Source organism: Xanthomarina spongicola (assembly GCF_003148645.1).
GTDB classification, from domain to species: domain Bacteria; phylum Bacteroidota; class Bacteroidia; order Flavobacteriales; family Flavobacteriaceae; genus Xanthomarina; species Xanthomarina spongicola.
Map to the genome: position 1 here is coordinate 71,650 of NZ_QGGP01000002.1, position 21,595 is coordinate 93,244.

General features: G+C 30.8%; 18 protein-coding genes and 1 other RNA gene. 9 read left to right on the plus strand and 10 right to left on the minus strand.

The genetic code is table 11. The features are described from left to right. Positions 1-249: 249 nt before the first annotated feature. Positions 250-2,859 carry an ATP-dependent chaperone ClpB gene (gene clpB, locus LX78_RS04360; protein ID WP_109681436.1) on the minus strand — a complete coding sequence of 870 codons (2,610 nt, stop codon included), beginning with the start codon at positions 2,857-2,859 and terminating at the stop codon, positions 250-252. A 231-nt stretch (positions 2,860-3,090) separates the two neighbouring features. Between clpB and ytxJ the strand changes: the two genes are divergently transcribed. After that, positions 3,091-3,480 carry a bacillithiol system redox-active protein YtxJ gene (gene ytxJ, locus LX78_RS04365; RefSeq protein WP_109681437.1) on the plus strand — a complete coding sequence of 130 codons (390 nt, stop codon included), beginning with the start codon at positions 3,091-3,093 and terminating at the stop codon, positions 3,478-3,480. Here the strand turns inward: ytxJ and LX78_RS04370 are convergent. After that, positions 3,473-5,917 (minus strand): Plug domain-containing protein, encoded by a 2,445-nt coding sequence (locus LX78_RS04370; protein WP_146192541.1) that lies wholly within the window; start codon positions 5,915-5,917, stop codon positions 3,473-3,475. The two genes, ytxJ and LX78_RS04370, sit on opposite strands and share 8 nt — an antisense overlap. A 199-nt stretch (positions 5,918-6,116) precedes the next feature. Between LX78_RS04370 and pheT the strand changes: the two genes are divergently transcribed. Continuing rightward, positions 6,117-8,543, plus strand: a complete 2,427-nt coding sequence (gene pheT, locus LX78_RS04375) for a phenylalanine--tRNA ligase subunit beta (protein ID WP_109681898.1) — start codon at positions 6,117-6,119, stop codon at positions 8,541-8,543. 74 nt (positions 8,544-8,617) lie between these two features. Here pheT and LX78_RS04380 read toward each other — a convergent pair whose 3' ends face one another. Further along, positions 8,618-8,809 carry a cold-shock protein gene (locus LX78_RS04380; protein WP_109310084.1) on the minus strand — a complete coding sequence of 64 codons (192 nt, stop codon included), beginning with the start codon at positions 8,807-8,809 and terminating at the stop codon, positions 8,618-8,620. Between the two features lie 185 nt (positions 8,810-8,994). Here LX78_RS04380 and LX78_RS04385 point away from each other — a divergent pair, with 185 nt between their 5' ends. Next, a complete protein-coding gene (locus LX78_RS04385; protein WP_109681439.1) occupies positions 8,995-9,228 on the plus strand; it encodes a putative signal transducing protein in 234 nt (77 codons plus the stop codon). A gap of 37 nt (positions 9,229-9,265) precedes the next feature. Here LX78_RS04385 and LX78_RS04390 read toward each other — a convergent pair whose 3' ends face one another. Continuing rightward, on the minus strand, positions 9,266-10,891 hold the full coding sequence (locus LX78_RS04390) for an ABC-F family ATP-binding cassette domain-containing protein (protein WP_109681440.1): 1,626 nt from the start codon (positions 10,889-10,891) through the stop codon (positions 9,266-9,268). 250 nt (positions 10,892-11,141) lie between these two features. Between LX78_RS04390 and LX78_RS14890 the strand changes: the two genes are divergently transcribed. Further along, positions 11,142-12,005 (plus strand): hypothetical protein, encoded by an 864-nt coding sequence (locus tag LX78_RS14890; protein ID WP_245881470.1) that lies wholly within the window; start codon positions 11,142-11,144, stop codon positions 12,003-12,005. A 194-nt stretch (positions 12,006-12,199) separates the two neighbouring features. Continuing rightward, on the plus strand, positions 12,200-12,571 hold the full coding sequence (locus LX78_RS14895) for a hypothetical protein (protein WP_245881471.1): 372 nt from the start codon (positions 12,200-12,202) through the stop codon (positions 12,569-12,571). 45 nt (positions 12,572-12,616) lie between these two features. Here the strand turns inward: LX78_RS14895 and fsa are convergent, their stop codons facing one another. The 3 genes from fsa to ffs form a co-directional block, all read right to left on the minus strand. Beyond that, positions 12,617-13,270, minus strand: coding sequence for a fructose-6-phosphate aldolase (gene fsa, locus LX78_RS04400; protein ID WP_109681441.1), 654 nt, complete (start codon positions 13,268-13,270; stop codon positions 12,617-12,619). Positions 13,271-13,342: 72 nt separating this feature from the next. Beyond that, positions 13,343-14,146 carry an SDR family oxidoreductase gene (locus LX78_RS04405; RefSeq protein ID WP_109681442.1) on the minus strand — a complete coding sequence of 268 codons (804 nt, stop codon included), beginning with the start codon at positions 14,144-14,146 and terminating at the stop codon, positions 13,343-13,345. 166 nt (positions 14,147-14,312) lie between these two features. Continuing rightward, an RNA gene (gene ffs / locus LX78_RS04410) (signal recognition particle sRNA small type) lies at positions 14,313-14,411 on the minus strand. Positions 14,412-14,500: 89 nt separating this feature from the next. On the opposite strand from ffs, the gene LX78_RS04415 reads away from it, so the two are divergent. The 3 genes from LX78_RS04415 (at position 14,501) to LX78_RS04425 (ending at position 17,565) form a co-directional block, all read left to right on the plus strand. Further along, positions 14,501-15,535, plus strand: coding sequence for a glutaminyl-peptide cyclotransferase (locus tag LX78_RS04415; protein WP_109681443.1), 1,035 nt, complete (start codon positions 14,501-14,503; stop codon positions 15,533-15,535). A 2-nt stretch (positions 15,536-15,537) separates the two neighbouring features. Beyond that, positions 15,538-15,927 carry an acyl-CoA thioesterase gene (locus LX78_RS04420; RefSeq protein WP_109681444.1) on the plus strand — a complete coding sequence of 130 codons (390 nt, stop codon included), beginning with the start codon at positions 15,538-15,540 and terminating at the stop codon, positions 15,925-15,927. An 87-nt stretch (positions 15,928-16,014) separates the two neighbouring features. Beyond that, positions 16,015-17,565 carry a hypothetical protein gene (locus tag LX78_RS04425; protein ID WP_109681445.1) on the plus strand — a complete coding sequence of 517 codons (1,551 nt, stop codon included), beginning with the start codon at positions 16,015-16,017 and terminating at the stop codon, positions 17,563-17,565. Positions 17,566-17,572: 7 nt separating this feature from the next. On the opposite strand, the gene LX78_RS04430 is transcribed toward LX78_RS04425, so the two are convergent. From LX78_RS04430 to LX78_RS04440, 3 genes are all read right to left on the minus strand, one after another. Next, positions 17,573-17,860, minus strand: coding sequence for a hypothetical protein (locus tag LX78_RS04430; RefSeq protein WP_109681446.1), 288 nt, complete (start codon positions 17,858-17,860; stop codon positions 17,573-17,575). A gap of 2 nt (positions 17,861-17,862) precedes the next feature. Next, positions 17,863-18,594 (minus strand): SOS response-associated peptidase, encoded by a 732-nt coding sequence (locus LX78_RS04435; protein ID WP_109681447.1) that lies wholly within the window; start codon positions 18,592-18,594, stop codon positions 17,863-17,865. Positions 18,595-18,782: 188 nt separating this feature from the next. Beyond that, positions 18,783-20,054: a serine hydroxymethyltransferase gene (locus LX78_RS04440; RefSeq protein WP_109681448.1), complete on the minus strand. Its 1,272-nt coding sequence runs from the start codon at positions 20,052-20,054 to the stop codon at positions 18,783-18,785. Between the two features lie 199 nt (positions 20,055-20,253). Here LX78_RS04440 and fahA point away from each other — a divergent pair, with 199 nt between their 5' ends. Next, entirely contained in the window at positions 20,254-21,546 is a 1,293-nt protein-coding gene (fahA, locus tag LX78_RS04445; protein WP_109681449.1) for a fumarylacetoacetase, read from the plus strand. Positions 21,547-21,595 lie beyond the last annotated feature (49 nt).

Sequence of the window (21,595 nt, forward strand, 5' to 3'; positions counted from 1 at the left end):
GATTTAATAAATTTTTAAAAAGCCACTTATATAGTGGCTTTTTTATTTTATAAAGGTTTTTAGATTGTTTTCTTTTAACTATTAAATATGTATCCTATCGAGTATAATAATTAAGTAGGATTTTATTATAAACTAATCTTTAGTAAAATAATAAAAACAAAAAGCAACGTGCCTCTTTTAAGATTTACGTTGCTTTTTCAATTAACTAACCAACTTATATGAAAAACGTTTGTTTTCTCGTTTTATTATTTAATATTCTTCTGCTACTAAACTAGATTGATTTCTAAACACCAATTTGTTATCAAAAGCATCGAGAAGAATAATGCTATCTGTTGTAACTTCCCCAGACAATATTTCTTTACTAAGCGCATTAAGCACTTCTTTTTGAATGACTCTTTTTACAGGTCTAGCTCCATATTCTGGATTATAACCTTTTTCAGCTAAATAAGCAATGGCTTCTTTAGTTGCATCGAACGTAATGTTTTGTTGTGCAAGCATTTTTGTAAGGCCTTTTAATTGTAATCCAACAATGTCTGTAATATTATCTTTTGTTAGAGGAGTAAACATAATAGTGTCGTCTATTCTGTTTAAGAACTCAGGTCTTACACTTTGTTTTAATAAAGCCAATACATCAATTTTTGCTGCTTCTATAGCAGATTCTACATCCTGAGTAGCTTCAAAACGTTCTTGAATTATAGAACTTCCCATATTAGAAGTCATAATAATTATGGTGTTTTTAAAGTCTGCAACACGTCCTTTGTTGTCTGTTAGCCTTCCTTCATCTAAAACTTGAAGTAATATATTAAAGGTGTCTGGATGCGCTTTTTCAATTTCATCTAGTAGTACAACAGAATAAGGCTTACGTCTAACAGCTTCTGTTAATTGTCCACCTTCATCGTAGCCAACATATCCAGGAGGTGCTCCAACCAATCTACTTACAGCATGACGTTCTTGATATTCGCTCATGTCTATTCTTGTCATTGCATTTTCATCATCAAACAAGTATTCTGCTAAAGCTTTTGCTAACTCTGTTTTACCAACACCAGTTGTACCAAGGAATAAAAAGGTTCCAATTGGTTTTTGTGGGTTTTGTAAACCAGCTCTAGAGCGTCTTACAGCATCACTTACTGCAATAATGGCTTCTTCTTGTCCAACAACACGTTTGTGTAGCTCATCTTCCAGCTTTAATAGTTTTTCACGTTCGCTTTGAATCATCTTAGTTACTGGAATTCCAGTCCATTTGGCAACTACTTCTGCTATATCTTCATAAGTTACTTCTTCTTTAATTAACGAGCTTTCAGATTGATTTTCTTGTAATTCTTTTTGAAGTTTTTCTAAATTCTCTTGAGCTACTTTAATTTTTCCATAGCGAATTTCAGCTACTTTACCATAATCTCCATCACGTTCAGCACGTTCGGCTTCAAGTTTAAAGTCTTCAATATTAGCTTTTGCAGTTTGAATATTATCAACTACTTCTTTTTCGCTTTTCCATTTGGCATTTATTTCATTTCGCTCTTCTTTTAAATTCGCTAAATCTGAGCGTAATGATTTTAATTTTGCCTCATCTTTTTCACGTTTAATGGCTTCAATTTCGATCTCTAATTGCATGATTTTTCTGTCTAAAACATCTAATTCTTCAGGTTTAGAGTTGATTTCCATACGTAATTTAGATGCAGCTTCGTCCATTAAATCAATAGCCTTATCTGGTAAAAAACGATTAGTAATATAGCGTTCAGATAATTCTACTGCGCCAATAATAGCTTCGTCTTTAATTCTAACTTTATGGTGTGTTTCGTATTTTTCTTTAATTCCACGCAAAATAGAAATAGCACTTTCTGTATCTGGCTCATTGACCATAACTTTTTGAAAACGTCTTTCTAGAGCTTTGTCTTTTTCAAAGTATTTTTGATACTCATCTAACGTTGTTGCACCAATAGCTCTTAATTCGCCACGAGCTAATGCAGGCTTTAATATATTTGCAGCATCCATGGCGCCTTGGCCACCACCAGCTCCAACAAGTGTATGAATCTCGTCTATAAACAACACAATATCTCCATCACTTTCTGTAACTTCTTTGATTACTGCTTTTAAACGCTCTTCAAACTCTCCTTTATATTTTGCTCCAGCAATTAATGCTCCCATATCAAGGGCAAAAATTTGCTTATCGATTAAATTTTCAGGAATATCTCCATCTACAATTCTGTGTGCTAAACCTTCAGCAATGGCAGTTTTACCTGTTCCAGGTTCTCCTACAAGAATTGGATTGTTTTTTGTTCGTCTAGATAAAATTTGAAGAATTCTACGTATTTCTTCATCACGACCTATAACAGGGTCTAATTTACCATCTCTTGCTAATTGGTTTAAATTCTTAGCGTATTTGTTTAATGAATTATAAGTCTCTTCCTGACTTTGTGATGTTACTCGGTCTCCTTTTCTTAACTCATCTATGCTCGCTAATAATTCTTTTTCTGTAGCTCCTTGATCTTTTAACATTTGAGCAATTTTACTATTGGATTTAAAAATAGCCAGGATTACATGTTCTATAGACACATAATCATCCTTCATTTTTTTAGCAATAATTGATGCTTCGTTAAGTGTTTTTCCAGCTTCACGAGACAACATGATGTCTCCACCAGATACTTTAGCATAACTTTCTAATTGCTTATCTACAGCCTGTAGTAAAACCGGAATATTAATATTCAGTTTTTTTAGGATAAATGGTAGTACGTTTTCATCAACTTCAGAAATGGCTTTAAAAAGATGCTCATTTTCTATTTGTTGATGCTCTAAGCTTTGAGCAAGTTGTTGTGCTTGCTGAATAGCTTCTTGCGATTTTATGGTATAATTGTTTAAGTTCATATTTATTATTTATTTACATTCTTCACTATCGATCTGAATGATATTTTTATTCTTTATGTTTACACGAACTATAAGTCAATTATCTTACCAATTCAAAAAGCAAGACAAAATGTCTGAAAACTCTAATGATAGCGTGACTTTTAGTCAGTTTGTAAGATTTTATATTCGTTTCGACTTATATAAAAAATAATTTGATTTCCATGAAGATGGGAATGATAATAATATTAATCTATGGGATTATTTAATAAAATATTTAGTGGTTCGTCTGAACCTAAGGAAGAAAAGCTATTGCCTTGGATTGCCTTGTCGAGAGTTGAACAATTGCAAGAAATAGCAGAAAAATCTAAAACTAAAACACAAGTTATATTTAAGCATTCTACACGTTGTGGGATAAGTAGAATGGTTATGAAGCAGTTTGTTGATGCATATAATCAATCTGAAACTAATTTAGATTTGTATTATCTGGATTTATTAAATTACCGAGAAGTCTCTAACGAAACAGGTTATAAATTTCAAGTGATGCATGAGTCGCCTCAATTACTCATTATTAAAAATGGAGTAGTAGTAGCACATGCATCACATGGATCTATTAACGATTTGAATTTAGATACTTTTATTTAGATTCTTTAGATATGGTTACCATTTTATAAACCAATTGCCCATTAGCATTCATACCATTAATAAACAGTTTGATGTTTTGGTTCTTTTTCGTGCTAATGGTTAAATAATTAGGCGTTTTAGAGTTTAAATAAAAATTAGGGACCCAATCAATTGTGCTGTATAATTCTTCAGACGTTTGATTAGGAAAATATATTTCAGAATTTTTAAATGTTTCTGTTGGTAAACTAAAACCAAATTCGCTTTCACTTACTTGAATGTCTGGGTTTATTACTTCTCCAATCCCTTTCATTAACTGTCCTGTTTTGCTATATAAATGAATTACACCACCAGTACCACGAAGCCCAAAACCTGATCCACTGGAGTTTATGGTTACTGAGGCAATATCAAACATTTGCATACCAATTAAATCTGTATGATCGTTCAATGGGATATCGTCTAAAAAAATAAGATAAATAGGAGGTCCACCTATAAGAGACCTTCTTCCTCTTGTGTTTAATATGTAAAGACTGATTGTATCTGGTTGAAACACTTGAACTCCTGGAAGTGTTCTTAAATAAAATATTACATCTGCACCAATAAACGTTTTTTCGTCTGGAATATATATATTAGTAAATCCTTTAGCTCTTACTTTATCTTCAATTCTTTCTGTTAAGATTTCTTTATCTGATTCTTTTTTAGTCTTTATTAAAACTTCATCCAAAATTTCTTCATCTAATAATAATGGTACATACTCGTCTTCAACTTGATAAATTGCTTCAAATTTAGTATTAATATATGCTTGTGCTGTTTTTGTTAATAAACTATCTGGACGATATTGGTTGAAGTTTTTATAGATGTAGAAATGGGCTTTTTCAATTTGTCCTTTTTCATTTAAAAGTGCCAATTTATATTTTGAAGGATGTGCCAGCATTAAGCTGTCAAATTCAAATTGTTTTTCACCTTTTAATGGTTTTACAAGTAAAATATTGTTTTCGGTTGAAGATAACATGACTTGATGTTTAGACAAATCTTTATCTTTAGTATTATTAATAGTACCTCTAATTTTTACACCATGTTCTGGTTTAAATACTAAATCGTTTTCAGATTTTAAATTATGGATGATTTTATTACTTTTTAGTGTTGTTTGAATTAACAAATCCATGCTGTGTTTATTGCCTTTGGTTTCGTTATAAAAATCTGCTAGGCTAAAACTAGTTGTATTTACATATGGAGCAAGTTGAAATTCTGTTATAATATTTTGTTGGTTGTTATAAGAAATGGTTGCTTCAGGCAACACAGAAATACTTAAATTGGCATCAGCCAATTTGTTAAGCATACTAAAATTAAGAGTTAGAGAATCGGTTGAAGCTTCAAATTGTGTAACTTCTAATTCAATGTTTTCTGGTGCGTTCCAAAAAGAATATTCAGAAATTGGCTTGTTATTCTTGTCGAATAAGGTTAATGTGTTTATGCCAGAAAATAAATTTTCCTTTAAAAAGTTTATTTGATAATTGGCTGTCTCTTTGTTAATTTCAATAGGTGCAACAGATTTTGCAAATCCATTTCTATGTAAAACCAATATTAAAGACTCTTTATGGTAATTAGAAGCTGTTTGAGTATTTGTTTTTAATAAGATGGAAGTTGTGTTTTCGTTGCTAGAATGTAATTTTTTCTGTATAATAAAACCTAGAGGATTTGCTTTAGGTAGAAAAAAAGATTTTTCAACTCCATTTATATTTAAAACTGCAGAATAAGAACTATTATAAAGTAAATTAAATCTGCCCATTCCATATTTATCACTCATAAAATTTGAAATGGTTTCTCCAGTATTATTATCTATAATTTTTCCAGAAGCCTTAACAGGAACTTGATTGTTTTTTATGGTAAAAGCTATATTGTTTGTTTCGTCTTTTAGAATGGTTTGACTTTCTGGATAAAAACTAATAGTATAATGTGTTTCGCTATTAACTGAATTTGAGCTCTCAACAGCAATTGGTGTAATGGTCTCAGCTTGATCTTTAGTAGTGCTTAATATTTCAATAGGAATAACAGAACCATTTTTAAAATTTTTATTTTTATGTGTATCAACATCAATATAATAAGTTCCAGGAATTAATTCTGGATTCAAATCTATTTCACCATAGGTAAAACCAGCTGAGACATAAAAAAGCTGACTGCTTATTAATTTTTTTTCTGGTGAATAGAAATTCAAAAATAGATTAGAAGTCGTATAACTTGGTTTGTTGTTAGAATCTTCAACAACATAAGCTTTAAACCAAATTTTTTCACCCGAATAATAAGTAGTCTTATTGGTGTGTAAATAAAAATTTTCTTTATCTACACTTGTTAAATAAGTGTTTCCTGATAAATAATCTTTTGTTTGTTCTGAAAAATTTTCTTGACTAGAAATGGTTAAAACAACTAGAAACAATAGAATGGAGAGTAGATTTGATTTCATATGAATTAGTTTAGATGTAGGACATTTATCACAATTATAATGCCAAAATGTTAATTTTTTAACAATTGTAATAATATATGGTTAATGTAAATCTAAGCAAATTTCAGTTTTAATTATTTATTAATAGCAATTTTTAATGCTTTGTTTGAATGCTTTAAAGCAATATTTTATCTTTGCCATCTTAAAGCACAAAGCAAACATGAAGATTTCTTACAATTGGTTAAAACAATTTATAAAAACTACTTGGACACCAGATGAAATTAGTGAATTACTTACCGACTTAGGTCTTGAGGTAGAAGGTGTTACGTCTTTTCAGTCTGTAAAAGGTGGTTTACAAGGTATAATAGTTGGAGAGGTTTTAACATGTGTTCAGCATCCTAATGCAGACAGGCTAAAAGTAACTACTGTAAATGTTGGTTTAGAGAATCCACTACAAATTGTTTGTGGTGCTCCAAATGTTGCAGCTGGACAAAAAGTACCAGTTGCTACTATTGGTACTACTTTATATACTGAAGAAGGCGAAGCTTGGACTATAAAAAAAGGAAAGATAAGAGGCGAAGAGAGTTTTGGAATGATTTGCGCTGAAGACGAACTGGGATTAGGTAAATCTCACGATGGAATTATGGTTCTTGATTCCAAACTTAAAGTTGGTACATTGGTAGCTGATATTTTTGAAGTTGAAAACGATTATGTCTTCGAGATTGGACTAACACCAAATAGAGCAGATGCCATGAGTCACTTAGGTGCTGCAAGAGATTTAAAAGCAGGATTGCTTCAAAAAGAGGTTAATATAGAATTAATTACACCTTCTGTAAGTGCTTTTCATGTAGATAATAGAACATTAAGAGTAGATGTTGATGTTAAAAATAAAGACTTAGCTCCAAGATATTGTGGAGTTACTATCTCTGGTATTAAAGTAGAAGAATCTCCTAGCTGGTTGCAAAACAGATTAAAAGCTATTGGTTTGACTCCTAAGAATAATATTGTTGATGCTACAAATTATGTATTACATGAGTTAGGACAGCCACTTCATGCTTTTGATGCAGCTAAAATAACAGGTAATGTAATTGAAGTAAAAACACTGCCAAAGGGAACTAAGTTTATAACTCTTGATGAGGTAGAAAGAGAATTGCATGAAGATGATTTAATGATTTGTAATGCCGAAAAACCTATGTGTATTGCTGGTGTATTTGGTGGTATTGAATCTGGTGTTACAGAAGCTACAACAAGTATTTTCTTAGAAAGTGCTTATTTTAATCCTGTAAGTATTAGAAAAACAGCTAAAAGACACAATTTAAATACAGATGCTTCATTTAGATTTGAAAGAGGTATCGATCCAAATATTACTGAATATGCTTTAAAACGTGCAGCATTATTAATTCAAGATATTGCAGGAGGTGAAATAACTAGCGATGTTTCGGATTTTTATCCTAATAAAATTGAAGATTTCCAAGTGCGTTTAAGTTTCGATAATGCTAAAAAATTAATTGGCGAAGAAATTCCTAGAGATATAATCAAGAGAATTCTAATGTCTTTAGATATAAAAATAAACAATGTTACTGAAACAGGTCTGGGTTTAACCGTTCCTGCTTATAGAAACGATGTGCAACGAGAAGCAGATATTATTGAAGAAATTCTTCGTGTGTATGGTTATAATAATATAAAAACAACCGATAAACTTAATGCTTCAATCTCTAATACATCTAGATTTGAAGACTATAAATTACAAAATGTTGTTGGGAATCAATTAGCTTCTCAAGGGTTTTATGAAACCTTAACTAATTCTTTAACATCTCCTGATTATATAGAATTAAGTGAGCAATTAAAAGAAGAATTTAACGTAGAAATGCTTAATCCATTGAGTAACGATTTAAGCGTTTTACGTCAGTCTGTTTTATTTTCTGGGTTAGAGAATATTAGTCATAACATTAATAGAAAAAGAGACAATTTAAAGTTGTTTGAATTTGGTAAAACATACCATGATTTCAATGGAACACGTGAAGAATACAAGCATTTATCAATGTTTGTATCTGGGAATAGACATAAAGAAAGATGGAATTCTTTAGTAAGACCAAGTGATTTCTTTTATTTAAAAGGAACAATAACAAGTGTTTTAGAGCGATTAGGATTGACAAATTTTAAAGCATCTCCAATTAAAAATGATGTGTTTAGCGAAGGTGTTGTTTTTTCAATTGGAAAGAAGAAATTAGTTGAATTTGGTTTAGTTAAGAAATCTATTTTGAAGCATTTTGGTATTTCTCAAGATGTAATGTTTGCCGATTTTAATTGGGATCATGTTATTGAAATGGCAAAACACCAAACAGTTAAATTTAATAGCATTCCAAAGTATCCTGAAGTTAAAAGAGATTTCGCTCTTTTATTAGACGATAAAATTACATTTGAAGATATTGATAAAATTGCAAATCAAACTGAAAAGCAGTTGCTAAAAGATGTTAATTTGTTCGATGTTTATCAAGGAAAAAATTTACCAGATGGAAAGAAAAGTTATGCTGTTAGTTTTACGCTTCAAGATGAAAACAAAACACTTACAGATAAACAAATAGATAAAATAATGAAAAAGCTTCAGGCGAATTTTGAAAAGGAACTAGGAGCAGAGTTGAGATAAAAACTTTAATTATTAGATATAAAAAAGCCTGCATTTAGCAGGCTTTTTAATTTCATCAATAAGTTAAATATATATTATAATACTTTAACGTTTACTGCATTCATTCCTTTTCTACCTTCTTGTAAATCGAATTCTACTGCATCACCTTCACGAATTTCATCGATTAATCCAGAAATGTGTACAAAATGTTCTTTGTTTGTGTCGTCTTCAACAATAAATCCAAATCCTTTAGAATCGTTGAAAAATTTTACTGTTCCTTTACTCATTGTAATAATTTAATTAATTTAATATTAAACAAATATAATCATATAATTCTATAATGAGATATTTTGTTGTTTTTTTTGAAATTGACCAGTATCATGGCTAAACTATTTTCTAATATTTTATTATTCTTAACATCTTTTTAGATTGTTATTTTGTATCTTTAAGAGAATGCTTAATTATAAAGAATATGGAATCAAGTTATCAAAAAATATATACAGGTAGTTTTATTATAGCGCAATTAATTGTAGATAAGTTGGAGGCAGTTGGAATAAGTCCAATTGTAAAAGACGAAACAGAATCTGGAAGATTAGCTGGATTTGGATCTTCAATTCCAGGTTATCAAGAAATTTTTGTTAGTGAAGACGAGCTGGATGAAGCAGTTCCTATAGTTGAAAGTGTAACTGCAGAATTACAATCTTAAATAAATAAAAAGGCTCTGTTTTTACAGAGCCTTTTTATTATACAGTAACTGCATACATTTTATTTCGCAGTTCTTTAATTTTTGGGTTTTGCATATACTCATCGAAAGTTGTATGTCTATCAATAACTCCATTAGGTGTTAGTTCTACAACTCTGTTTGCTACTGTTTGAGCAAACTCATGATCGTGAGTTGAAAACAAAACGGTTCCTTTAAAGTTTTTTAATGAGTTATTAAAAGCTGTAATACTTTCTAAATCTAAATGGTTTGTTGGTTCATCTAACATTAATACATTTGCTCTAACCATCATCATTCTACTTAACATGCATCTTACTTTTTCTCCACCAGATAGGACATTCGATTTTTTTAGTGCTTCGTCTCCACTAAATATCATTTTTCCTAAAAATCCACGAATATGTACTTCTTCACGTTCTTCTTCAGTTTTAGCCCATTGACGTAACCAATCTACTAAAGATAAATCATTCTGAAAAAACTCACTGTTATCTAATGGTAAATAAGATTGTGTAGTTGTAATTCCCCAATTAAAAGTTCCAGAATCGGCCTTTTCTTTTCCATTTAATATTTGATAAAAGGCTGTTGTAGCTCTAGAGTCTTTAGAAAACAATACCACTTTATCTCCTTTCACTAAATTTAAATCTATCTTGCTAAAAAGTACTTCTCCATCTAAAGATGCAGATAAATTTTCAACGTTTAATATCTGGTCTCCAGCTTCTCTGTCTCTATCAAAAATAATTGCTGGATATCTACGACTAGAACGTTTAATATCTGCAATATTTAATTTCTCAATCATTTTCTTTCTACTTGTTGCTTGTTTAGATTTAGCAACATTGGCAGAAAAACGTCTAATAAATTCTTCTAATTCCTTTTTCTTTTCTTCAGCCTTTTTATTTTGCTGTGCATGTTGTCTTGCAGCTAATTGAGACGATTCGTACCAAAAGGTATAATTACCAGAAAAATGATTAATTTTTCCAAAATCAATATCGGAAATGTGAGTACAAACAGCATCTAAAAAGTGTCTATCGTGAGATACAACAATAACACAATTATCATAGTTTGCTAAAAAGTTTTCAAGCCAAGAAATGGTTTCATAATCCAAATCGTTAGTTGGCTCATCCATTATTAATACATCAGGATTACCAAAAAGTGCTTGAGCAATTAGCACTCGTACTTTTTGTTTTCCGTCTAAATCTTTCATTAAAGTGTAATGCAAATCTTCTGAGATTCCTAAGTTAGATAGCATAGCAGCAGCATCGCTATCTGCATTCCAACCATTCATTTCTTCAAATTGGACTTGTAACTCACCAATTTTCTCTGCATTCTCATCAGTGTAATCAGCGTATAATGCATCAATCTCAGTCTTTAACTTAAATAGTGGTTTATTACCCATAATTATAGTTTCCAAAACTGTATGATCATCGTAAAGTGAGTGGTCTTGTTCAAAAACAGACATACGTTTTCCAGGCTCTAAATGAACATGACCTGATGTAGGATCTTGTTTTCCAGCTAAAATCTTTAAAAAAGTAGATTTTCCAGCGCCATTTGCACCAATAATACCGTAGCAATTACCTTGATTAAAAGTCGTGTTTACTTCATCGAAAAGTATGCGTTTTCCAAATTGAACAGATAAATTAGAAACTGATAACATGTTTGTTTGATTTAATTTTTACTCAGATAATTATTACTTAATAAATTGGACTTGGTGAACTTACAAAATAATAAATTTTACTCCTTGACATAAATTTTTCTTGTAAGTTTTGCAAAAGTAGAAAAAACCAACAACAACATGAAACAAAACCAATCTTATTAATATTTAACAACGAATTAACAACACCTTTAACAAGCAACTTTTACTTTTGTAGCTAATAGTAACTATATTGAGTTTTATTGAAAAAACTATGAAGTATTTTTATTTAATATTATTATTTGTAGTAACTCTTGTTTCTTGTAAAAAAGATTCTAAACAGGAAGATGAAGGTGATGTTGCTTTTATTGGTGGAGAATTAATAAATCCTACTTCTAGTTATGTCATATTATCAAAAGGAAAAGAAGTTCTAGATACAATCTCGTTAACAGATAAAAACAGATTTACTTATAAGATTTCTAATATGGAACCTGGGTTGTATACATTTCACCATGGTGTAGAATTGCAAATGGTGCTTTTAGAACCGAATGATAGTATTATGTTTAGGTTAAATACAATGGAATTTGATGAGTCATTAGTATTTACAGGAAAAGGAGCGAAAAAGAATAATTACTTAATTAACTTATTTCTAAATAGCGAGATTGAAGAAAAAGCTATTTTGGGGTTCAGTCAATTATCTGCAGTCCTGTTTGAGGATAAGTTAGATTCTATTCGAGATAGTAAATTAGCCAAATTGCAAATATTTAGTGCTAAACAAACTACGTCTTCTTTGTTTAAAGAATTAGTTGAAGCTAATATAAACTATGATTATTATTTAAGTAAGGAAGTTTATCCTTTTGTTAATTATACGTATACTGAACGTGAAATTTTAGAAAGCTTACCAGAAGATTTTTATAGTTATAGAGGTCAATTAAACTATAATGAGAATAACTTACAAGATTATTTCTCTTATTATTCATTTTTAAAACATCATTTTGAAAATATGGCTTTAGCTGAACATTTTAAACGTTCTAAAGATAATATTTTTAATAGGCAGTCTTTAGATTATAGTTTAATTAAATTGAATTTAATTGATAGCCTGATGAAAAATGAAGATATTAAAAATTCTTTATTATAGCAGGTTCAACTATTGAATTTATAAGTAATAATAAAAATGTTGAAAATTACGACGCAATCTTAAAATCTTTCATTGATAAGAGTACAAATACCGACCAAAAAGAATATGTAAGCAATATAGTTTCATCTCTAAAAGAATTAAAATCTGGAAATAAATTACCAGATGTTAAAGTTTTTGATGTTCATAATAACGAGTTGAATTTACGTTTCGTTACCAATAATAAACCAAGTGTGTTTTTCTTTTGGTCTCAAGCAAATTTAATGCATGTGAAAGAATGCCATGATAAAGTAAATGAACTTAAAATAAAATATCCAGAAGTAGCATTTGTTGGAATAAATGCTAATAATGAGAATAAGGAACTTTGGAAAAAAACATTAGAAAAATATAATTTGTTAGATGAAACAGAATATATTTTTAAATATCCTAAAGAAGCTAAACAAGCCTTAGCCATATATCCAATAAATAAAGTAATTATTGTTAATGGCAAAGGGTTAATTGAAAATGCCCATACTAATATGTTTTCAATTAATTTTGAAGAAGAGCTTCTTGGTGCAATAAATCAATAAAAAAAGCCTCAACTATTGTTGAGGCTTTTTTTTAAATAATTAATGCTAGTTTCCCTTTTTATAGTCTTCAAGAAATTTAGCAAGTCCACTATCTGTTAATGGATGTTTTAACAAGCCTTCAATAGCGCTTAAAGGACCAGTCATAACATCAGATCCAAGTTTTGCGCAATCAATTATATGCATGGTATGACGAACAGATGCTGCTAATATTTGAGTTTCAAAACCATAGTTATCATAAATATGACGAATTTCAGCAATCAGGTTTAAACCATCTGTAGAAATATCATCTAATCTACCAATAAATGGAGAAACGTAAGTTGCTCCAGCTTTAGCCGCTAATAAAGCTTGACCAGGTGAGAACACTAAAGTCACATTCGTTTTTATACCTTTATCACTAAAATATTTACAAGCTTTAATACCATCTTTAATCATTGGTAATTTAATAACTATTTGCTCGTGTAATTCTGCTAAAGCTTCACCTTCGCGAACCATGCCTTCAAAATCTGTAGAGATTACTTCAGCACTTACATCTCCATCAACAATATTACAAATGTCTACGTAATGTTTTAAAATGTTATCATGACCAGTAATGCCTTCTTTTGCCATTAAAGATGGGTTTGTGGTAACACCATCAAGAACGCCTAAATCTTGTGCTTCTTTAATCTGGTCTAAATTTGCAGTATCAATAAAAAATTTCATAAATATTAATTTTTTAATTCCTTTAGAAAGGAAAATGAGTTTGTTTTAGTTGTATTTTATCGAATTGCAAAATTACAATTTATAATGGTTTAACAGTAGTTTCTCATAAACTTTGTCTGGAAGGATTCTTTTTAACACAATAGAAAACTTTTGCATAAACTCTCCAACCTTATAATGTATTTTTGGGTTTTGTGTATTAATTATTTTATAAATAGCTTTTGCCATTAGTAATGGATCTTTACCAGAATCAACATGAGTATCCATAAGTTTTAACGTATTGCCATAAGGTTTTTTATATGGGGAACTATCAATAATTGGAGCATGATAACGTCCGGAAGCTATATTTGTAGCAAAATCTCCAGGAGCTACATTAGTCATGTGTATATTAAAATCTTTTAATTCCATTCTAAAGGCTTCGGTAACTAATTCGAAAGCACCTTTACTTGCGCTATAAATACCTCGATAAGGCAAACCCATATATCCAGCAATAGATGTAATATTAATAATTAAGCCTGAACCATGTTCTCTCATACTTGGTAAAACGGCTTTAATTACATTAATAGGTCCAAATAAATTGGTTTCGAAATTGTTTTTAATTTCTGCCTCAGGAATTTCTTCTATTGGACCAGTAATGCCAACTCCAGCATTATTAATTAATACATCAATACGTCCTTCTTTAGAAAGAACAGCTTCAATAGCTTGAGTAATAGTTTGATTATTCGTTACGTCTAATGCAACAATTGGAAATTTACTTGAGGGATATTTTTCTGGAGATCGACTGGTTCCATAAACTATATAACCTTTTGAGTTTAAAAATTCACCAACCGATTTTCCAATTCCTGAAGAACCACCAGTTATTAAAACAACTTTAGACATATTCTTAATTTAGAATTTCAAAAATACAATAATAAAAATAATGATAGAGACTTTTAAAGTTGAGATATAATCTATTTACAGCAGAATTTTCAACATCAAAGGAAGGTGTTTAAACTAAAAAATCTTGATTAGCTATAGCTTTCAATATTTGAGTTTAAGGCACAAAAAAAGGCAAGCTACCTACATCACACCGCTACGACCATTTACCTTTGCTGTGTTCCCACCCTGGAGGATTCAACAGGAGCTGGTTGTGTAGGACTTGCCGAGTGCAAAGATACAATCTTTTAAATTTATCACAATGATTTTTTAAACTGAATTTTAATAAATAACTTGCTCAAAATTTATAAAGTCAAAATGAATACATTTAAATATCTTACAATCATATTTTTAGGAAGTTTTTTAATTTCTTGTGGTAGTAATTCTGCTCAGAAAAAAAATGATATTTCTATAAAAATAAATGCCGAAGGACAAGCAATTACTATTGATAAAACTTTAGAATTGGAGATTTCTAATCCTAAAAAACATGAAATTTCTTCTGTAGAGTTTATGCTTGATGGAGCTGTAATTTCAGAAAAGGTGGACTTAAAGTCTTTAAAACTTGGAGATCATACTATAGAAGCAAAGTTACAATTAGGCGATGATACTGAAACCATATCACAAACTATTACACTTTTAAATAATCAAACTCCTAAAGTGTATTCATATAAAATTATAAATGAATATCCACACGATATTACATCTTACACGCAAGGATTAGAGTTTTATAATGGCGAATTATACGAAAGTACAGGTCAGTATAGAGAATCCAAACTTAGAAAAGTAGATTACAAAACAGGAGAAGTGCTAAAAAATATTGATTTAGCTGACGAGTATTTTGGTGAAGGATTAACTGTTTTAAATAATAAAATTTACCAGCTTACTTGGAAAAGAGGTACAGGATTTGTTTACGATGTAGATACATTTGAGAAAACGGGAAGTTTTAAATATGGAAATAGCGTTGAAGGATGGGGAATTTGTAACGATGGAAAGAAACTTTATAAGAGTGATGGTACCAAAAAAATATGGACATTAAATCCAGAAACTTTAACCGAAGAAAGTTATATACAGGCTTACCATAACAAAGGAAAAGTAGTAGAGTTAAACGAGCTCGAGTGGGTTAATGGTAAAATTTATGCCAACCGTTATAATAAAAATGGTGTAGCCATAATAAACCCAGAAAATGGAGCAGTAGAAGGTGTTATCGATTTTACGCCTTTAAGAAAAAAAGTAACCCAACATCCTAAACTAGATGTATTAAATGGTATTGCTTACAATCCGGATACACAAACCTTGTTTATTACTGGTAAGCGTTGGGATAAATTATTTGAAGTAGAAATTATAGAAAACTAATTTTGCAGACATACGAATCCTTATTAACAGTTACTGAAGACGATTTAGACGAACTAAATCATGTTAATAATGTACGATATGTGCAATGGGTTCAAGAAGTTGCTAAAGAACATTGGGTTGAGTTTGCTCCAGAAGAACTTAGAGAATCTAATTTCTGGATTATGCTAACACATTTTATAGAGTATAAAAGTCCAGCATTTCTTAACGATGTACTTAATCTAAAAACGTACGTAATAAAATCTGAAGGTGTTACTTCAACTAGAATCGTAGAAATTCTTAATAATAAAACCAATAAATTGCTGGCAAAATCAGAAACAACTTGGTGTTTTATGAGTTATGAAACTAATAAACCAGCCCGAATTACTAATCAGGTTGTAAAATTATTTCACTAAAAAATTACTTTCATACTAAATCATCAATTCAAAAGTTATATTTTTACCAAGCACATCGTGTATATTTAATAAATTATCATTTAAAAAATGAAGCAAGCTTTTTACATTATATTTTGCCTAGGTATATTAATCTCTACAAATTCTTGTCGAAAAGATCTTGATTTTGGTCCAAGTACAGGAAATCTAGAATTCTCTAAAGACACCGTTTATTTAGATACAGTTTTTACTAATATTGGTTCTAGTACCTATAATCTAAAAGTATATAATAGAAGTAGCGATGATATTAGTATTCCATCTATTCGTCTAGCTTTAGGCGAAGATTCGGAGTATCGATTAAATGTCGATGGTATTTCAGGGAAAACGTTTGAAAATGTGGAGATTCTTGCCAAAGACAGTATGTATGTGTTTATTGAGACAACTATAGATATTAATAATTTGCCTAATTTAAATGGTGAATTTCTTTACACAGATAAAATAGAATTCGATTCTGGGTCAAACTTCCAATCGGTAGAATTAGTTACCTTGGTTAAAGATGCTGTTTTTATCTATCCTGATAAAGACAATACTACTGGAGTTATAGAAACGTTGACTTTAAATATTGGAGGAGAGGTTGTAGAAACAGAAATTCAAGGACGTTATTTATTGCCTAGTGAATTAACATTTACTAATGAGAAGCCTTATGTAGTCTATGGTTATGCTGCTGTTCCAAATAACGAAACCCTAACTATTGAAGCTGGAGCACGTGTGCATTTTCATGCAAATTCTGGAATTTTAGTAGCAGAAGATGCAAGCCTGCATGTTAATGGAATGTATAGTAGTGATCAAGATTTATTAGAGAACGAAGTTGTTTTTGAAGGAGACAGACTGGAACCTTCTTTTTCAGATGTGCCAGGTCAATGGGGAACTATTTGGCTAATCGATGGAAGTGTTAATAATATTATTAATTATGCAACCATAAAAAACGCAGCAGTTGGTATTTTAAGTGAAGGAAATCCAGACGCTATAAATAACAAATTAACCATAACGAATTCGCAAGTATACAACTCAAGTAATTTTGGAATTTTAGGAAGAAATACGTCTATACTTGCCGAAAACCTTATTATTAATAATTCTGGACAAAGTTCTTTTGCTGCAACCTATGGTGGAAAATATAACTTAACACATTGTACGATTGCCAATTACTGGAATAACAGTTTTAGACAATTTCCAGCCTTATTGGTGAACAATTTTTTCGATACAGCAGATACTAGATTTATTACCGATTTAACTGAAGCTAATTTTAACAACTGTATTATCTACGGAAACGATAATCCAGAATTTATTTTAGATGAAATTGAAGATCCTGGAGTGGTATTCAATTTTAAATTTACCAATTGTTTGTTGAGGTTTGACGATATTAATAACAATTTTACAGGCGAAAATTACGATTTCAATAATCCTGCTTTATATGAAGGGAATCTATTTAATGAAAATCCAGATTTCATGGATACAGATGCCAATGAAATGATTATTGGTGAGGAATCTGCTGCAAACGGTCTAGGAAATCTAATTATTGCTGGACAGGTACCATTAGATATTTTGGAAGTTAATAGAACAGCTTCGCCAGATTCTGGAGCATATCAGCATATTATGTTTTAGATAAAATTCAACTTTCACGATAATGTTTTTTTGCAAATCTTAATGCAGTTTTTATAGCAATATCTTCATAATAGGAAATTACATGTTTCATATAAACATACTGTTTTTCAGAATAATTACTATCTGCAAACCAATTATTCATCTTAGTGATAATTGTTTGTTTCATAGAATTTAATTCTATCTCTACTATGGAATCGTTTACTTCAAAAATGGCGTTTTTTATATAATGTTTGAAGTCTTCAAAAGCACTTTTAACAACTCTTTGACATTTGTAATGTAATATCTTTAAATCCATAACTAAAAAAGTGTATTTTTTTCTACAGGTACAACTATATAAGGCTTGTTAGTGTTTATTCCTTTTTTATATAAATCTCTACTAACTGGATGCGCTTGAAATTTGTTAGAAGTAAAACCATGTGCCATAAGCTCATTTAAAGTTTGAGAATTACTTCCATCATCAAGCCAATCTTCATATAAATCTTCTGCTAATACTAATGGCATTCGTTTTTTTTTGTTATGAACTTCTGAGAAAAAATCATTGGCCTCAATAGTAATAATTGTTGCTGTAAACAAGTTGTCATCCAATTCTGTATAAAGTCCAGCAAACATAAACAAATCTCCTTCTGGATATTCTTCAGAAGGTTGATAACAGAAATACGGAATAGACAAACCATTTTCGTGATGTGGTTCATAAAATCCATCTGCTAAGATTAAACATCTTTTTTCTTCAGCACTTTGTTTAAAAGAGCTCTTTTCAAATATTGTTTCACTTCTTGCATTTAGTGTATTACTCTTTTTTAGAAACGATTTAGGATCTTGTTTTGCCCAATCTGGAACTAAACCCCAACTTGCAGGATAAATGGATTCTTGCTCATCCATTTTTATAATATAAAAATTACCATGAGTAAATCCGTTCAAATGATAATATGGCTCGTATTCCAATGGGATTTTAAAATTAGCAGGCATCTGACTTAGCAGTTTTTTCTCTATTTCCTCTCTATTTTTACGTAATGAAGTTGAAAAGCACATGTCTAAAAAATTAGACTCTAAATTAAAAAATAATCAAAGACGATATTGAAAATGATATTAACAAAATACTTTTAATTTCAAAACGGAATAAAACAGGAGCTTTGCAATAATTCACATGAAAAATAGAACACATAAAAAAACCTGCTAAATCTGCAGGTTTTTTATTTTTAAATATATATGTTATTAGCTTAAGCAAACAAAGGTAAGTCGCTCATCATGGCATTCACTTTTCCTGCAATAACAGTTAGTTTGTTTTCGTCTTGATAATTCATTAAAGCTTCATCTACCAAAGCAACAATCCCTTCCATATCAGCTTCTTTCAAACCTCTAGTTGTAATTGCTGGTGTTCCAATTCTAATACCAGACGTTACAAATGGCGATTTATCATCAAAAGGAACCATGTTTTTATTGACAGTAATATCTGCTTTAACTAAAGCTTGTTCGGCATCTTTTCCAGTCAAGTTTTTGTTTCTTAAGTCAATTAACATCATATGGTTATCTGTACCACCAGAAATAATATGGTAACCTCTATCTACAAATGCCTTAGCCATAGCTTGTGCATTTTTCTGAACCTGTAACATGTAGTGCAGATATTCGTCGGTTAAAGCTTCGCCAAAAGCAATAGCTTTAGCAGCAATAATATGCTCTAAAGGACCTCCTTGGTTTCCAGGAAACACAGCAGAATCTAATAAAGAAGACATTTTACGTAAATTTCCATTCTTCAAAGTCAATCCAAAAGGATTATCGAAATCTTGTCCCATCATAATCATACCACCTCTTGGACCACGTAAGGTTTTATGTGTCGTTGTAGTTACTATATGGCAATGTGGTAGTGGATCGTTTAAAATACCTTTGGCAATCAATCCAGCTGGATGCGAAATATCGGCTAAAAGTAAAGCGCCAACACTGTCTGCAATAGCTCTAAAACGTTTAAAATCCATATCTCTGGAATAAGCAGATGCTCCAGCAATTATTAGTTTAGGTTTTTCTCTTTCTGCAACTTCAGCAACATGGTCGTAGTCAATTAAACCAGTTTCTTTTTTTACACCATAAAAAACAGGATTGTAAAGTTTCCCAGAAAAGTTTACTGGCGACCCATGTGTTAAGTGACCACCATGTGACAAATCGAATCCTAAAATAGTGTCTCCAGGTTTTAAACAAGCAGCATAAACAGCTGTGTTGGCCTGACTGCCAGAATGTGGTTGTACGTTTACATATTCTGCATTAAATAGCGTCTTTGCTCTATCAATGGCTAATTGTTCTACTTCATCAACAACTTCACAACCTCCATAATAACGTTTTCCAGGATAGCCTTCAGCATATTTATTAGTTAAAACAGAACCAGCAGCTTCCATTACTTGGTTGCTTACAAAATTTTCTGAAGCAATTAATTCAATGCCTTCTAATTGTCTGTGTTTCTCAGCTTCAATTAATTCAAATATTTGTTCGTCGCGTTGCATAAATTTTAGTTATAGTTAAAATCATGTCAAAAATAACAAATTGATTAGTTTAATACATCAAAAAACATATATTTACTTCGCTTTTAATAAATCTTTTTTTACAGAAAGCGAAACGACATTTTCTCTTTATTATTAGTATAAAAATAAAAAGTTATGTAGGTTTGAATAGAATTTAATAACAATTAATTAACTACAAGTTATGCCAATGTCAGCTAACAATCCAGATAGAAGATCGTGGTTACACGTCGATAAAAACTCAGATTTCCCTATTCAAAACATTCCTTTTGGAGTGTTCTTAACACGAGACGATATTATTACCATCGGAACGCGAATTGGAGATACAGCCATAGATTTAGGGGCTTTGCACCAATTAGGTTATTTTGAAGGGATTCCGTTAACCGACGATATTTTTCTTCAAGATTCTTTAAACGATTTTATAGCTGACGGAAGAAAAACTTGGCGTTTAGTTAGAAATAGAATTGCTCATATTTTTGATGCAGAAAACGACGATTTAAAAAATAATAAGAAGAATAAAGAGACTGTTTTATTTCGCTTAGACGAAATAGAAATGCAATTGCCAGTACAAATTGGCGATTACACAGATTTTTATTCAAGTATAGAACATGCTACTAATGTAGGAACCATGTTTCGAGATCCAGAAAATGCTTTAATGCCTAACTGGTTGCACATTCCTGTTGGATATCATGGTAGAAGTAGTTCTATTATTCCTTCTGGAATCCCTGTTCATAGACCACAAGGACAAACATTACCAGCTGGAAGCGATACGCCAGTTTTCGGACCATCGAAATTAGTGGATTTCGAACTTGAAATGGCTTTTATTACTACAGATGCTAACGATTTAGGAGAACCAATTCCAATTGATGAAGCCGAAGAGTATATTTTTGGACTCGTATTATTTAACGATTGGTCTGCAAGAGATATTCAGAAATGGGAATATGTACCATTAGGACCTTTCTTAGCTAAAAACTTTGCGTCTTCTATTTCACCTTGGATAGTAACACTGGATGCTTTAGAGCCTTATCGTGTGGAGAGTCCAAAACCATTAAAACCACAATTGCCTTATTTACAATATAAGGGGAAGAAAAGTTACGATATTAAATTAGAAGTAGCCATCAAACCTAAAACAGCAAAAGAAACTGTTGTAAGTAAATCAAACTTTAAATACATGTACTGGAATATGGTGCAGCAATTAGCGCATCATACAGTTAATGGTTGTCCAGTAAATTCTGGAGACATGATGGGAAGTGGTACTATATCTGGCGCAACACCAGACTCTTATGGTTCTATGTTAGAATTAACTTGGAGAGGAGAGAAGCCTTTAAAATTAAAAGATGGCACAGAACGTAAGTTTATAAATGATTACGATACGGTTATTATGCGAGGACATTGCGAAAAAGATGGCACCAGAATTGGTTTTGGTGAAGTTTCGACCCAATTGCTTCCAATATTTAATCCGAAGAAAAATAAATAAGATGAAGCGACCAACTGGTCGCTTTTTTCTTTTAATGCAAATTGTCATC

What these genes read in the sequence shown, in the direction of transcription:
- clpB (WP_109681436.1), bottom strand. Translation starts at nt 2,859, where the DNA reads ATGAACTTAAACAATTATACCATAAAATCGCAAGAAGCTATTCAGCAA.
- ytxJ (WP_109681437.1), top strand. Translation starts at nt 3,091, where the DNA reads ATGGGATTATTTAATAAAATATTTAGTGGTTCGTCTGAACCTAAGGAA.
- LX78_RS04370 (WP_146192541.1), bottom strand. Translation starts at nt 5,917, where the DNA reads ATGAAATCAAATCTACTCTCCATTCTATTGTTTCTAGTTGTTTTAACC.
- pheT (WP_109681898.1), top strand. Translation starts at nt 6,117, where the DNA reads ATGAAGATTTCTTACAATTGGTTAAAACAATTTATAAAAACTACTTGG.
- LX78_RS04380 (WP_109310084.1), bottom strand. Translation starts at nt 8,809, where the DNA reads ATGAGTAAAGGAACAGTAAAATTTTTCAACGATTCTAAAGGATTTGGA.
- LX78_RS04385 (WP_109681439.1), top strand. Translation starts at nt 8,995, where the DNA reads ATGGAATCAAGTTATCAAAAAATATATACAGGTAGTTTTATTATAGCG.
- LX78_RS04390 (WP_109681440.1), bottom strand. Translation starts at nt 10,891, where the DNA reads ATGTTATCAGTTTCTAATTTATCTGTTCAATTTGGAAAACGCATACTT.
- LX78_RS14890 (WP_245881470.1), top strand. Translation starts at nt 11,142, where the DNA reads ATGAAGTATTTTTATTTAATATTATTATTTGTAGTAACTCTTGTTTCT.
- fsa (WP_109681441.1), bottom strand. Translation starts at nt 13,270, where the DNA reads ATGAAATTTTTTATTGATACTGCAAATTTAGACCAGATTAAAGAAGCA.
- LX78_RS04405 (WP_109681442.1), bottom strand. Translation starts at nt 14,146, where the DNA reads ATGTCTAAAGTTGTTTTAATAACTGGTGGTTCTTCAGGAATTGGAAAA.
- LX78_RS04415 (WP_109681443.1), top strand. Translation starts at nt 14,501, where the DNA reads ATGAATACATTTAAATATCTTACAATCATATTTTTAGGAAGTTTTTTA.
- LX78_RS04425 (WP_109681445.1), top strand. Translation starts at nt 16,015, where the DNA reads ATGAAGCAAGCTTTTTACATTATATTTTGCCTAGGTATATTAATCTCT.
- LX78_RS04430 (WP_109681446.1), bottom strand. Translation starts at nt 17,860, where the DNA reads ATGGATTTAAAGATATTACATTACAAATGTCAAAGAGTTGTTAAAAGT.
- LX78_RS04435 (WP_109681447.1), bottom strand. Translation starts at nt 18,594, where the DNA reads ATGTGCTTTTCAACTTCATTACGTAAAAATAGAGAGGAAATAGAGAAA.
- LX78_RS04440 (WP_109681448.1), bottom strand. Translation starts at nt 20,054, where the DNA reads ATGCAACGCGACGAACAAATATTTGAATTAATTGAAGCTGAGAAACAC.
- fahA (WP_109681449.1), top strand. Translation starts at nt 20,254, where the DNA reads ATGCCAATGTCAGCTAACAATCCAGATAGAAGATCGTGGTTACACGTC.